Origin of the sequence: Amycolatopsis sp. lyj-112, from assembly GCF_046549055.1 — a bacterium.
GTDB lineage: Bacteria > Actinomycetota > Actinomycetes > Mycobacteriales > Pseudonocardiaceae > Amycolatopsis.
The window spans coordinates 19781-32714 of record NZ_JAJPWS010000011.1; the positions used below are offsets into that span (position 1 = coordinate 19781).

A 12934-nucleotide genomic window follows, 5' to 3' on the forward strand; every position below is an offset into this window, starting at 1 on the left:
CTCACGCGAGCGTGGGACGCGGGGGCCCAGATGCCGGATCAGCGTTCCACGAACCCGCTGATCCCGCCTTTCGCGGGCGACCACCGCTCGACGACGCGATCCACACTTCCGGGTGATTCTCCGGACCGGAGGGCTGACAACAGCCGCTCACAGTGTTCTCGAACACCCTCCGCTACCACCTGCACACGCCCGTCGGCCAGGTTCCCCGCGCTGCCGACCAACCCCAGCTCCAGGGCGCGACTGCGGGTCCACCAGCGGAAACCGACACCTTGAACCCGGCCGTGCACCCACGCGGTCAGCCTGATGTGCGTTTCTTCCTCACTCACGGACCCCATCGTGCCTCATCGAAACGACTGCGGACAGTGAACACATCGTCCACTGTCGTTCGCAGACGGTGAGGTGACGGTGATAATCTCCGCGCCGGGTCCCCACTTGGGCTACCTCGCCCGGGTAGCCGGAGACGGCATGGCATCACGTCGCTGCCGCCTCAACTCCCCGAAGTCCCCCATCCGAGGAGCCAGCACATGCCCCGTCCCGACGGGTCTGATTCGAGCGCACGCGTGTCCGTGGCGCCCCCGCGCGGCGCCACCGGCAAGCTGAACCGCGCCGGCTACGCCGTACTCGGCGTCAGCGGCCTCGTGGTGGCGACGGCCTTCGCCGCGATCGCCGAACTGGCCGGCCCCGGCACCTCGGCCACCGCCGGCGGCACCGGTATCCCCGGCGGGCAGAACACGTCACCCGCCGGTGTCCAGCTGGTACCGGGCAACGCCGTCCCCGGCGGCCCGATGACCGTCAGCGGCGAGCCGATCCCGGGCGCGCCCTCCAGCTCCACGACGCCGCCGACCACGGTCACCTCGGTCGGACCGGACGGCAAGGAGACGACGAGCGTCGTCATCCCGCCCCCTCCGCCGCCGAACCCCGGCCCCGGCGGGCCGGGCACCACGGTGCTGCCGCCGACCACGACGACACCGAAGCCGACCACGCCGAAGCCGACGCCCACGACTCCGACCACGACGACTCCGCCGAGTTCTCCGCCCACCTCGTCCCGCGAGGATCCGCCTCCGGGCGGTGGCTCCAGCTCCAGCGGTGCGCCCAGCGACCCGCCCGGCAGCTCTTCCTCGGGCGCGACCTCGAGCGGCCCTCAGTAAGCACTTCCGGATGCTATGAACGGGCCTTTCCTTGCAAATTTTGCAAGGAAAGGCCCGTTCATAGCATCGGGACTTGACCGCTCACATCTCGAAGCGGTAGCCCATTCCCGGTTCCGTCAGCAGGTGCCGCGGCCGCGAAGGTTCCGGTTCCAGCTTCCGCCGCAGCTGCGCGAGATACACCCGCAAGTAGTGCGACTCGGTCTCGTAGGTCGGGCCCCACACCTCGTGCAGCAGCTGTTTCTGCGCCACCAGCCGTCCGCGGTTGCGCACCAGCAGTTCCAGCACTCCCCATTCGGTCTTGGTGAGGTGCACTTCCTTGCCGTCCCGGCGCACCTTCTTGGCCGCCAGGTCGATGCTGAAGGATCCGGTGTCCACCACCGCTTCCACACCGTCCACACCGGACGTCGCCGAGCGGCGGACGGCAGCGCGCAGGCGGGCGAGGAGTTCGTCCATGCCGAACGGTTTGGTGACGTAGTCGTCGGCGCCGGCGTCGAGTGCCTGCACCTTGTCGGCGGAATCGCCGCGCGCGGACAGCACGATGATCGGCACCGTCGTCCAGCCGCGCAGGCCGGCGATCACTTCGGTGCCGTCGAGGTCGGGCAGGCCGAGGTCGAGCACGACGACGTCGGGTTTGGTCTCGGCGACGGCCTTCAGCGCGGCCGTGCCGTCGTGCGCGGTGATCACCTTGTAGCCGCGCGCGGAAAGGTTGATCCGCAGGGCTCGCACGATCTGCGGTTCATCGTCGACGACCAGAACGGTCGCCGAAGCGGTCTCAGCACTCATCGCACCCGTTCCCCCTCTTCGTTATCGAGAGCCTCGTCGAAAGCGAGGAGGTTCTTCTCCGGATCTTGCCCGACATATGCGGGTAGCGAGATGACGACGGTGAGCCCGCCGCCGGGCGTGTCCTCCGCCCGGATCCGCCCTCCCATCGCCTCGGTGAATCCCTTGGCGACCGACAGCCCCAGCCCTACCCCGGGCACCGTGTCCCGGTCCCCGCCCAGCCGCTGGAACGGCGCGAACGCCGAATCCGCGGTGCCCTTCCTGAGCCCCCGCCCGTGGTCGATGATGCGCAGTTCGACGTGGTCGGAATGGGTGCTGGCCCGGGCCGCGACAGGTACTCCGGACACCCCGTGCCGCAGCGCGTTGTCGATCACGTTCGCCACGACGCGTTCCAGCAGACCGGGATCGGCGCACACCGACGGCAGCCGGGCGTCGATCGCGACCACGACCGTATCCGAGTTGTCCACATTGGACAGCGCGTGCGAGACGACCTCGTCGTAGCCGACCGGACGCAGGTGCGGGCGGACGGCGCCGGTCGCCAGGCGGGACGAGTCGAGGAGGTTGTCGATCAGCCCGGCCAGCCGGTCTGCCGATTCCTCGATCGCCTCCAGCAGCTCGTCGGTGTCCTCTTCGGACAGTGAGATGTCGGTGGCGCGCAGACTGCCGATGGCCGCCTTGATCGACGTCAGTGGCGTCCGCAGGTCGTGCCCCACGGCGGAAAGCAGCGCCGTGCGCAGCTCGGTCGCCTCGGCCTTGCGCTCGGCCCGGACGGCCGCCTTCGCCGTCCGCTGCTGCCGCAAGGCCAGCAACGCCTGCCCGGCGACGGCTTCCAGCACCCGCCGGTCCGACGCGGGCAGCGCGCGGCCGCGCAGCGTGAGATGGACGTCGGCGGTCACCGCGATGTCCACATCGGCCTGATCGGGATCGGCGCACGGATCCGAGCCGGCGGTCGCCACCCGCTTCCACTTGCCGTCCCGCTTTTCCAGCAGGGTCACCGAAGTCATCCCGAAGTTCTCGCGGACCTTCTCCAGCAGCCGTTCGATCGGGTTGGTGTGGGTGAGCACGGTCTTGGCGTACGAGGCGAGCAGCGCCGCCTCGGTCCGCGCCCGCGCGGCCTGGGTGGCCCGGCGGGCGGCGGTGTCGACGACGGCCGCGACCAGGATCGCCACCAGCACCATCGCGACCAGCGTGATCACGTTCCGCGGCTCGTGGACGGTGAGGTTGTAGAGCGGCGCGGTGAAGAAGAAGTTCAGCAGCCCGGCCGAGATCACCGCGGCGAGCAAGGCGGGCCCGAGCCCGCCCACGAGCGCGACCAGGACCGTCGCGAGCACGTAGTCGACGACGTCGGTGGAGAAGTCCAGCTGGTCCCTCAACAGAACACCGAGCAGCGTCGCCAGTGCCGGAAGCACGAGCGCGAGCGCCCAGCCGGTGAGTCGCCGAGAGAGCGTCAAGGGACTGCGAGCGAACCGTGCGCGCAGCCGTCCGCCCGCGTGGGCGTGCGTGACCATGTGGACGTCGATCGGGCCGGAGCGCTGGACCACCGCCGCGCCGATGCCCTCGTCGAACAGCCGAGCCACGCGCGAACGCCGCGAGGTGCCGACGACCAGCTGGGTCGCGTTCACCCCGCGGGCGAAGTCGAGCAACGCCGACGGCACGTCGTCGCCGACGACGGTGTGGAAGGTCGCGCCGACCTCTTCGGTCAGCTTCCGGTACTTGCCGACCGCCGTCGGTCCCATCCCGGCCAGCCCGTCGCCGCGCAGGATGTGCAGAACCTGCAGTTCGGCGCCCGCGCGGTTCGCGATCCGGCTCGCCCGGCGGATCAGCGTCTCGCTCTCCGGCCCGCCGGTGATCGACACGACCACCCGTTCGCGTGCTTCCCACGTGTCGGTGATCTTCTGCTCGGCCCGGTAGCGCTGCAGGGCGACGTCGACCTGGTCGGCGACCCACAGCAGCGCGAGTTCCCGCAGCGCGGTGAGGTTCCCCGGCCGGAAGTAGTTGCCCAGCGCCGCGTCGATCCGCTCGGCCGGGTAGACGTTGCCGTGCGCCAGCCGCCGCCGCAGGGCCTCGGGCGTGATGTCGACCAGTTCCAGCTGCTCGGCCCGCCGCACGACCTCGTCGGGCACCGTCTCCTGCTGGGTGACACCGGTGATCCGCTCGACGACGTCGTTGAGGCTCTGCAGATGCTGCACGTTGACCGTGGAGAGGACGTCGATCCCGGCGTCGAGCAGTTCGTCGATGTCCTGCCAGCGCTTCTCGTTGCGCGAGCCCGGCACGTTCGTATGCGCGAGTTCGTCCACCACGGCGACCTCGGGGCCGCGGGCGAGCAGCGCGTCGAGGTCCATCTCCTCGAATTCGTGCCCCCGGTGCTCGGTCCGGCGGCGCGGCACGGTCTCGAGGCCCTCCACGAGCTCCGCGGTCTTCGAGCGCCCGTGCGTCTCGACCAGGCCGATGACCACGTCGGTCCCCCGGTCGAGGCGGCGGCGCGCCTCGCCGAGCATGGCGAACGTCTTTCCGACGCCCGGGGCCGCGCCGAGGTAGATCCTCAGCTCACCCCGGCGCGGCTTGGTCGTTTTCTCGTCCACGTCTGTCAGTTTGCTCCTCCGGCCGCATCCCGCACGGCCAAGTTGAGCTTGAGCACAGTGACGCCCGGAACACCGATCCCGGCGCCGCTCGTGTTCTCGGCCACCAGCTCGCGAACCTTCTCCACCGAGAGCCCGGTGTTCCTCGCCACTCGCGCGACCTGCAGGTCGGCGTAGGCGACGCTGATCGCCGGGTCCATCCCCGATCCCGACGCCGTCACCGCGTCGGCGGGCACCTGCGACTCCTGGACACCCTCTCGGGTGGCGATGAGCTGCTTGCGCTCACCGATCGTGGCGACCAGGTCCTCGTTGTACGGGCCCTTGTTCGAGGCTCCGGACGACGACGGGTCGCCGGGGCCGAGAGGGTCCTTCGAACCCGCCGACGGCCGGTTGTGGAACCACGGGTCCTTGGCCGGGTCGGCGGCGACCGGGTCGACGCCGATCAGCGACGAGCCGACGGCCTGACCGTTCTGGCTGATGATCGAGCCTTCGGCGTTGCCCTCCAAGCCGGGGATCCGGGCCACCAGCCAGACGCCGAGCGGGTAGACGACGCCGAGGAGCACGGTCATCACGAGCAGCACCCGCAGCCCGGCGAGGGTCTGTTTGAACAGGGAATTCATCAGGTCACCCGATTCCAGGGATGAGACGGACCACGAGGTCGATCAGCCAGATCCCGAGGAACGGGCTGACGATGCCGCCGAGGCCGTAGATCAGCAGGTTCCGGCGCAGCAGCGCCGAAGCCGAGGACGGCTTGTACCGGACGCCGCGCAGGGCGAGCGGGATCAGCCCGGCGATGATCAGGGCGTTGAAGATGACCGCCGAGAGGATCGCCGATTTCGGCGTCGCCAGTTGCATGATGTTGAGCGCGCCGAGCTGGGCGAAGATGCCGGTGAACATCGCCGGCAGGATGGCGAAGTACTTCGCGAGGTCGTTGGCGACGCTGAAGGTGGTCAGCGCGCCGCGGGTGATCAGCAACTGCTTGCCGATCTCCACGATCTCGATCAGCTTCGTCGGGTCGGAGTCGAGGTCCACCATGTTCCCCGCCTCCTTGGCGGCGGAGGTCCCGGTGTTCATCGCGACGCCGACGTCGGACTGCGCCAGCGCGGGCGCGTCGTTGGTGCCGTCGCCGGTCATCGCGACCAGCCGCCCGCCTTCCTGCTCCTTCTTGATCAGCGCCATCTTGTCTTCGGGCTTGGCCTCGGCGAGGTAGTCGTCGACGCCCGCGTCCGCGGCGATGGCCTTGGCGGTCAGCGGGTTGTCCCCGGTGATCATGATGGTTTTGATGCCCATCGCGCGGAGCTGGACGAACCGCTCCTTCATCCCGGGTTTGACCACATCGGACAGCCGGATCACGCCGCGCACGAACGCTTTCGCGCCGTCGTACTCCGCGACCACCAGCGGCGTCCCGCCCTGCTGGCTGATCTCGTCGACGACCCGTTCGGTCTCGTCCGGCATGTCACCACCGCGTTCCCGGACCCACTCACGCACCGCGCTGGTGGCACCCTTGCGGACCTGGCGTTCGCCGATGTCGATGCCGCTCATCCGCGTCTGCGCGGTGAACTCGACGAAGTCCGCGAGCTTCTCGTCGTCGGAGGCCGTCTCCGCGAGACCGTGCTCACGGGCGACGAGTTCGACGATGCTGCGACCTTCGGGGGTGCCGTCGGCGAGGCTGGACAGCCGGGCGGCCTTGGCGATGTCGTCCACGCCTGCGCCGCCGACCGGGATCAGCTCGGTGGCCTTGCGGTTGCCGAAGGTGATCGTGCCGGTCTTGTCCAGCAGCAACGTCGAGACGTCGCCGGCGGCCTCCACCGCGCGGCCACTGGTCGCGAGCACGTTGCGCTGCACCAGCCGGTCCATCCCGGCGATACCGATCGCGGACAGGAGCGCCCCGATCGTGGTCGGGATCAGGCAGACCAGCAGCGCGGTCAGCACCACCACGGACTGCTGGCTGCCGGAGTAACCGGCCATCGGCTGCAGCGCCACGACGGCGAGCAGGAAGATGATCGTCAACGTCGAAAGGAGGATCGTCAGCGCGATCTCGTTCGGCGTCTTCTGCCGGGAAGCGCCTTCCACCAACGCGATCATGCGGTCCACAAAGGACTCGCCGGGTTTGGTGGTGATCTTCACGACGACCCGGTCCGAGAGCACCGTGGTGCCGCCGGTGACCGCGCACCGGTCGCCACCGGATTCGCGGATGACCGGGGCCGATTCGCCGGTGATGGCCGATTCGTCGACGGTCGCGATACCCTCGACGACGTCGCCGTCGCCCGGGATGACCTGCCCCGCCTCGACGACCACGAGATCGCCGACGCGCAGATCGGCGCCCGGTACCTGTTCCTCGTCGCCGTCCTCGGTGAGACGGCGGGCGATGGTCTCCTTCTTGCTGCGCCGCAGGGTTTCCGCCTGCGCCTTGCCCCGGCCTTCCGCGACGGCCTCGGCGAGGTTCGCGAACAGGACGGTGAACCACAGCCAGATCGCGATGAGGATGGTGAACGTGCTCGGATCGGTGATCGCGAACACCGTGGTCAGCGCCGAGCCCACCCACACCACGAACATGACCGGGTTGGCCAGCTGGTGCTTCGGGTTCAGCTTGCGCAGCGCGTCCGGCAGCGAGGTCAGCAGCTGGCGCGGGCTGAAGATCCCCGCGCCGACCCGGCCGGTGTTCTCGACGTGGTGCTGGGATATCTCTTCAGGAGTGCGTTCCTGGGTGGCGGTCATGCGAGTGCCTCTGCGATGGGCCCGAGCGCGAGCGCCGGGATGAAGGTGAGGGCCGCGACGAGCACGATCGTGCCCGCGAGCATCGTGCCGAAAAGCGGTCCGGTGGTGGGCAACGTGCCGGCGGTCTCCGGAACCTTCCGTTGCGAGGCAAGGGATCCGGCGAGGCACAGCACGGCGAGGATCGGGATGTACCGGCCGAGCAGCATGGCCACCGAGAGCGAGGACTGGAACCAGTCGCTCGTCGCGGTCAGCCCGCCGAACGCGCTGCCGTTGTTGTTCCCCGCCGACGCGTAGGCGTACAGGACCTCGGAAAGGCCGTGAGCGCCCGAGTTCGTCATCGCGGCCGGGGTATCGGACAGCATCAGCGCGGCCCCGGAACCGAGCAGGACCACGGTCGGCATCGCGAGCATCGCGACCGCCGCGCAGGTGACCTCTCGTTTGCCGAGCTTCTTGCCCAGGTACTCCGGTGTCCGGCCGACCATCAGCCCGGCGAGGAACATCGCGATCACGGCCATCACGAGGATGCCGTAGAGACCGGTGCCCACCCCGCCCGGCGAGATCTCGCCCAGGAGCATGTTGAGCAGCGCTCCGCCGCCGCCGAGCCCGCTGTAGCTGTCGTGCATGCTGTTGACCGCGCCGGTCGAGGTCCCCGTGGTGGCGTTGGCGAACAGCGAACTCAGGCCGATGCCGAAGCGCTGTTCCTTGCCTTCCAGGTTCGCCCCGGCGGCCAGCGACGCCGGACCGCTCGCGTGGGCCTCGGACAGCCAGGTCACCGCGAGCATGGCGGTGAACAGCGCGGACATCACCGAGAGCAGGACGTAACCCTGTTTGGTGTTGCCGACGAGCTTGCCGAAGGTCCGGGTGAGCGAGACCGGGATGACCAGGATCAGGAAGATCTCGACCAGGTTGGTCCAGGCGTTCGGGTTCTCGAACGGGTGGGCGGAGTTCGCGTTGAAGATGCCGCCGCCGTTGGTCCCGAGTTCCTTGATCGCCTCCTGGCTCGCGGCGGGCGCGAGGGCGATCTTGCTCGTGCTGCCGTCCGGGTTGAGGACGTCGACACCGCTCTTGAGGCTCTGGACGACGCCGAGCGCGATCAGCAGGATCGCGGCCACGAACGCCATCGGCAGCAGGATCCGGACCGTGCCGCGGGTCAGGTCCACCCAGAAGTTGCCGAGGCGGTCGGTCTTCGAGCGGACGAAACCGCGGACCACCGCGACGGCGACCGAAAGACCCACGGCCGCGGAAAGGAAGTTCTGCACGGTCAGTCCGGCCATCTGCACGAAGTGACCCATGGTCGCTTCGGGGCTGTAGGACTGCCAGTTCGTGTTGGTCACGAAGCTGACCGCCGTGTTGAAGGCGACCGCGGGCGAGACCGGTTCCTTGCCGAGGCTCCACGGCAGGATCGACTGGAGTCGCTGCAGCAGGTAGAGGAACACGACGGAGACGAACGAGAAGCCGATCACGGCGGACGCGTAGGTCTTCCAGTGCTGTTCGGATCCGGGGTTCACCCGGAACAGGCGATAGAGGCCACGCTCGGCCTTGGTGTGCTTCTCGGTCGAGAAGACCCGCGCCATGTAGTCGCCGAGTGGCCGGTAGACCACCGCGAGCGCGACGAGGAGGAGGCCGGCCTGCAAAAGGCCGGCCATGACGTCTGACATCAGAATTTCTCCGGCCTGACCAGTGCGATGAACAAATAGACGATCAGCCCCAGCGCCAGCAGTCCGCCGACGACGTTGGCCACGATTCCCGTGCCGGTCACAGCTTTTCCAACCCGCGCAGGGTCAGAGCGAGTGCCACGAATACGCCGATCAACAACACGGCGTAGAGCAAGTCGGCCACTTGGCACCTCTCAGGACAGGTCACCCCATCGGTGACCAGGACCTGGCAACAGTGCGCCTGGTACAGACCATCGAGACCGCAGCCTGACGACGTCTTGATGCCCCGATCGGGTGCCTTTACGACTTCTTGATGCCCGGTGACATGGCCCACAGACAGTGACCCGGCCGGGACGGAGCGTGCAATTCGGGCAGACAAGCCGGTTCAAGCGTGTTACACCGGTGTTACGGATAGTTGTATGTGCTAAGCAACAGGAGGTAGCGATGTGCGGAATCGCAGGGTGGGTCTCCTACGACACGGATCTCACGCAACGCCGGGAGATCGTCGACGAGATGACCGCGACCATGGCGTGCCGCGGGCCTGACGACTCGGGTACCTGGGTGCGGCCCCAGGTGGCGCTGGGACACCGTCGGCTCGCCATCATCGACCTGCCGGGCGGCAGGCAGCCGATGGCGGAAGCCGGGCTGGCGGCCATGGTCTACAGCGGCGAGGCGTACAACTTCACCGAGCTGCGCGAACAGCTTTCCCAGCGGGGACACCGGTTCGAGACCGACAGCGACACCGAGGTCGTCCTGCACGGATACCTGGAGTGGGGCGACGCCGTCGTCGATCACCTCAACGGTATGTACGCCTTCGCGATCTGGGACGAGCGCGAAGAGAAGCTCGTGATGATCCGCGACCGCATGGGCATCAAGCCGTTCTACTACTACCCCACGCCGGACGGCGTCCTGTTCGGCTCCGAACCGAAGGCGATCCTCGCGAACCCGTTGGCGCGCAAGGTGGTCGACGCCGACGGCCTGCGCGAACTGATGGCCATGACCAAGACCCCGGGCTGGTCGCTGTGGAAGGGCATGCACGAGGTCGAGCCGGGCACGATCGTCACCGTCGACCGCTCCGGCATCCGGACGAGGACGTACTGGAAGCTCGACGCCAAGCAGCACACGGACGACCAGGAGACCACGGTCGAGCGGGTCCGCGAGCTGATGACCGACATCGTGCACCGTCAGCTGATCGCCGACGTTCCCCGGTGCGTGCTGCTGTCCGGCGGGCTGGACTCGAGCGCGGTCACCGGGCTCGCCGCGGCACGGCTGGCCGAACAGGGCGAGCGGCTGCGGACGTTCTCGGTCGACTTCTTCGGCCAGGAGGAGAACTTCCACCCCGACGAACTGCGGGACACCGCCGATTCACCGTTCATCCGGGACGTCGCGGACCTCGTCGGCTCGGACCACCAGGACGTCGTCCTCAATCCGGCCGAGCTCAGCGATCCGGCCGTCCGCCGCGCGGTGCTGACCGCGCGGGACATCCCGGCGGGCCTCGGCGACATGGACACGTCGCTTTACCTGCTGTTCAAGGCGATCCGCCAGGAATCGACCGTGGCGCTGTCCGGCGAATCGGCCGACGAGGTGTTCGGCGGATACCGCTGGTTCCACGACGAGGCCGCGGTGAACTCGGGAACGTTCCCCTGGCTCGCCTTCCGGATGGGACTGACCAGCGATCGGACCTCGCTGCTCCGTGAAGACGTCCAGCGGGCGCTGGACCTGCCCGGCTACGTCGCCGACCAGTACAGCACCGCCGTCGCCCAGGTCGAGCACCTCGACGGCGAGAGCGAGCAGGACGCGAAGATGCGGACGATCTGCAATCTCCACCTGACCCGGTTCGTGCGGATGCTGCTGGACCGCAAGGACCGGGCGTCGATGGCCGTCGGGCTCGAGGTGCGTGTCCCGTTCTGCGACCACCGCCTGGTCGAGTACGTCTACAACACCCCGTGGTCGCTGAAGACGTTCGACGGCAGGGAGAAGAGCCTGCTGCGGCACGCCACCGAGCACGTGCTCCCGACGTCGGTGCGCAACCGGGTCAAGAGCCCGTATCCGTCCACTCAGGACCCAGGCTACGCGGCCGCGTTGCAGCAGCAGGCGAAGGAGGCCCTGACCGAACGGGACAACCCGGTGTTCTCGGTGGTGGACCGCGACTGGGCGCACCGCGTGTCCGAAGTGGACCCGGCCACGATGTCCTCGGCCCAGCGCAGCGGGCTCGACCGGATGCTGGACCTCTACCACTGGTTCGACATCTATCGGCCCGAGTTGCAGCTCGACTGAGTCATTTCAGCGGGGCCGGGTGGTCCGCCGCCGTCTCAGCGACGGCGGCGGACCGTTCCCCCTACCGCGACGCCCCCGAGCACCGCGGTCGCGGCGAGCAGGATGCCCGCCTCGGTCCATTGGAACCGCCAGAACCGGGTGGCGGGCTGGTACACAGAGAAGTCGCGGTAGCCCGCGGCCTCGGCACATTCCGTCATCCCCCGCCCTTGCGGGCATCCGGGTACGTCGTCGAACGCCCTGAACTCCCGGCCGTCCGGAGCGATTCTCCCCGTGTCGACGATCAGGCCGCCCTTGGCGGAGGGATCCGCGCCGATCGAGCGGACCGGTTCGGCATAGTGCGGGCGCAGGAGCAGCAAGGCGATCGAAGCGACGACGAACACCGCGACCGTGATCGCGATGGCGGGCAAGGTCTTGCGCACCAGCACCCCGGCCGCCGCCCCGAGTGTGAAGGCGAAGAGCCACCACGCCACCGGCGCGATCCCGGCGGCGCCGAAGTACGACGTCTCGGCCAAAGTCCTCGCCTTGCCGGGGAAGAGTTCCAGCCAGGCGTCGAACATCCGCCCCGAAAGCAGCCCGGCCAGCGCCGCGCACAGAGCGAGGACGCAGAACTTCACGCCCAGCCAGCGTCCGCGGCTCACCGACTGGGTCCACGCGAGCTGGTGGGTGTTGCGCTCGTACTCTCTGGCGAGCAGCGGCGCTCCCCAGAAGATCCCCGCCAGCAGCGGGACGAACGGCAGCATCGCGATCATCGGGTAGATCTTCTGGTAAAGATCCTCCAGCCCCGCGTCGGTCTCGACGCACGGCACGCCGCCACCGCGGCATAACGACGTGAGGTTCCCGTTCGCGGCGTCGAGGGCGGCCTGTCCGGACAGGAGCAGGACACCGCCGACCGCGGCCAGGAGTCCCAGGGTGACGAACAGCTGTGTGCGGTGCTGCCGCCAGGTGAGCCAGAGCAAGAACGTGTCCCTTTCTAGGAGCGTCGCCGGATGGCGGCGATCGCGGCGACGGCGAGCAGGAGCGCGACGCCGGAAAGGATCGCGGCCTCGGTCCACTGGAACCGCCAGTACCAGTCGTACGGCAGGACCTTGAGCGCGTTGACCTCGCCGGTGGCGTCCGCGACCATCCCGAGTACCCGGCCGCCGGGGTCCTGTCCTCCGGCGCCCAAGGCGACGATTTCCGGTTCGGCGTAGCCGTCGCGGACGTTGCCCAGGACGATCATGAGCCCCACCCCGACCGCGATGGTGACGGCGATGGCCGGGAGGGTCTTGCGGATGAGCGCGCCCGCGGCGGTGCCGAGGACGAAACCGAAGAGCCACCACGCGCCCGGCGCGACACCGGTCATCGAGAACAGGACGGGGTTGTCGAACCGGCTGGTGACCATGGAATCCCCGCTGCCGGCGGGGAAGACTTCAACCCAGCGCAGCATCATCGCCCCGAACGCGAGGCCTCCCAGCGTGGCGAGGACGGCGAGAAACCCCAGTTTCACGCCGAGCCAACGGAAACGCGAGACCGACTGGGTCCACGCGAGTTTCGTGGTGCCGCGTTCGTACTCGGCCGCGATCAGCGGTGCGCCCCAGAAAACGCCGATCACCACCGGGAACACCTGCAACCAGTTGAGGTACGCGTAGAGATTGCTGAAGAGCTTCGCCGGATCCGGACTGGTCGCCACGGACATTCCGTTGACCAGCAGCAGGACCCCGACCACGGCCAGAATCCCGAACGTCACCAGGAGCTGCATCCGGTGCTGGCGGTACGTGAGCCAGAACATCGTTCCCCC

The 12934-nt window shown here is 68.7% G+C and carries 11 protein-coding genes; 2 read left to right on the forward strand and 9 right to left on the reverse strand.

Annotated features, from left to right (window positions below; genetic code table 11):
• Nucleotides 1-38: 38 nt before the first annotated feature.
• Nucleotides 39-335 carry an acylphosphatase gene (locus ACLJRL_RS29885; protein ID WP_410659656.1) on the reverse strand — a complete coding sequence of 99 codons (297 nt, stop codon included), beginning with the start codon at nucleotides 333-335 and terminating at the stop codon, nucleotides 39-41.
• 189 nt (nucleotides 336-524) lie between these two features.
• Here ACLJRL_RS29885 and ACLJRL_RS29890 point away from each other — a divergent pair, with 189 nt between their 5' ends.
• Nucleotides 525-1148 carry a hypothetical protein gene (locus tag ACLJRL_RS29890; protein WP_410659657.1) on the forward strand — a complete coding sequence of 208 codons (624 nt, stop codon included), beginning with the start codon at nucleotides 525-527 and terminating at the stop codon, nucleotides 1146-1148.
• 81 nt (nucleotides 1149-1229) lie between these two features.
• Here the strand turns inward: ACLJRL_RS29890 and ACLJRL_RS29895 are convergent, their stop codons facing one another.
• From ACLJRL_RS29895 to kdpF, 6 genes are read right to left on the reverse strand one after another with little or no spacing between them, the layout of a single operon-like run.
• Nucleotides 1230-1931, reverse strand: a complete 702-nt coding sequence (locus ACLJRL_RS29895; RefSeq protein ID WP_410659658.1) for a response regulator — start codon at nucleotides 1929-1931, stop codon at nucleotides 1230-1232.
• The gene (locus ACLJRL_RS29900; RefSeq protein ID WP_410659659.1) at nucleotides 1928-4510 is read right to left on the reverse strand and encodes a DUF4118 domain-containing protein; all 2583 of its coding nucleotides are present in this window, start codon (nucleotides 4508-4510) and stop codon (nucleotides 1928-1930) included. Before ACLJRL_RS29900 ends, ACLJRL_RS29895 begins: the two co-directional genes overlap by 4 nt.
• Before the next feature lie 5 nt (nucleotides 4511-4515).
• Nucleotides 4516-5127: a potassium-transporting ATPase subunit C gene (locus tag ACLJRL_RS29905; protein WP_410659660.1), complete on the reverse strand. Its 612-nt coding sequence runs from the start codon at nucleotides 5125-5127 to the stop codon at nucleotides 4516-4518.
• Between the two features lie 4 nt (nucleotides 5128-5131).
• A complete protein-coding gene (kdpB, locus tag ACLJRL_RS29910; protein ID WP_410659661.1) occupies nucleotides 5132-7225 on the reverse strand; it encodes a potassium-transporting ATPase subunit KdpB in 2094 nt (697 codons plus the stop codon).
• Nucleotides 7222-8883 (reverse strand): potassium-transporting ATPase subunit KdpA, encoded by a 1662-nt coding sequence (gene kdpA, locus ACLJRL_RS29915; RefSeq protein WP_410659662.1) that lies wholly within the window; start codon nucleotides 8881-8883, stop codon nucleotides 7222-7224. The genes kdpB and kdpA overlap by 4 nt, the downstream gene beginning before the upstream one ends.
• Nucleotides 8883-8984: a K(+)-transporting ATPase subunit F gene (gene kdpF / locus ACLJRL_RS29920; protein WP_378368642.1), complete on the reverse strand. Its 102-nt coding sequence runs from the start codon at nucleotides 8982-8984 to the stop codon at nucleotides 8883-8885. The genes kdpA and kdpF overlap by 1 nt, the downstream gene beginning before the upstream one ends.
• A gap of 340 nt (nucleotides 8985-9324) precedes the next feature.
• Between kdpF and asnB the strand changes: the two genes are divergently transcribed.
• Nucleotides 9325-11157, forward strand: coding sequence for an asparagine synthase (glutamine-hydrolyzing) (asnB, locus tag ACLJRL_RS29925; RefSeq protein ID WP_410659663.1), 1833 nt, complete (start codon nucleotides 9325-9327; stop codon nucleotides 11155-11157).
• 35 nt (nucleotides 11158-11192) lie between these two features.
• Here the strand turns inward: asnB and ACLJRL_RS29930 are convergent, their stop codons facing one another.
• Both ACLJRL_RS29930 and ACLJRL_RS29935 read right to left on the reverse strand, forming a co-directional pair.
• Nucleotides 11193-12113 (reverse strand): ABC transporter permease, encoded by a 921-nt coding sequence (locus ACLJRL_RS29930; RefSeq protein WP_410659664.1) that lies wholly within the window; start codon nucleotides 12111-12113, stop codon nucleotides 11193-11195.
• A 14-nt stretch (nucleotides 12114-12127) separates the two neighbouring features.
• Entirely contained in the window at nucleotides 12128-12925 is a 798-nt protein-coding gene (locus ACLJRL_RS29935) for an ABC transporter permease (protein WP_410659665.1), read from the reverse strand.
• Between the last annotated feature and the right edge of the window lie 9 nt (nucleotides 12926-12934).

Excerpts from the sequence above, each read along its gene's own strand:
- ACLJRL_RS29890 (WP_410659657.1), top strand. The coding sequence starts at position 525 with ATGCCCCGTCCCGACGGGTCTGATTCGAGCGCACGCGTGTCCGTGGCG.
- ACLJRL_RS29895 (WP_410659658.1), bottom strand. The coding sequence starts at position 1,931 with ATGAGTGCTGAGACCGCTTCGGCGACCGTTCTGGTCGTCGACGATGAA.
- kdpA (WP_410659662.1), bottom strand. The coding sequence starts at position 8,883 with ATGTCAGACGTCATGGCCGGCCTTTTGCAGGCCGGCCTCCTCCTCGTC.
- ACLJRL_RS29885 (WP_410659656.1), bottom strand. The coding sequence starts at position 335 with ATGGGGTCCGTGAGTGAGGAAGAAACGCACATCAGGCTGACCGCGTGG.
- asnB (WP_410659663.1), top strand. The coding sequence starts at position 9,325 with ATGTGCGGAATCGCAGGGTGGGTCTCCTACGACACGGATCTCACGCAA.
- ACLJRL_RS29935 (WP_410659665.1), bottom strand. The coding sequence starts at position 12,925 with ATGTTCTGGCTCACGTACCGCCAGCACCGGATGCAGCTCCTGGTGACG.
- ACLJRL_RS29905 (WP_410659660.1), bottom strand. The coding sequence starts at position 5,127 with ATGAATTCCCTGTTCAAACAGACCCTCGCCGGGCTGCGGGTGCTGCTC.
- kdpB (WP_410659661.1), bottom strand. The coding sequence starts at position 7,225 with ATGACCGCCACCCAGGAACGCACTCCTGAAGAGATATCCCAGCACCAC.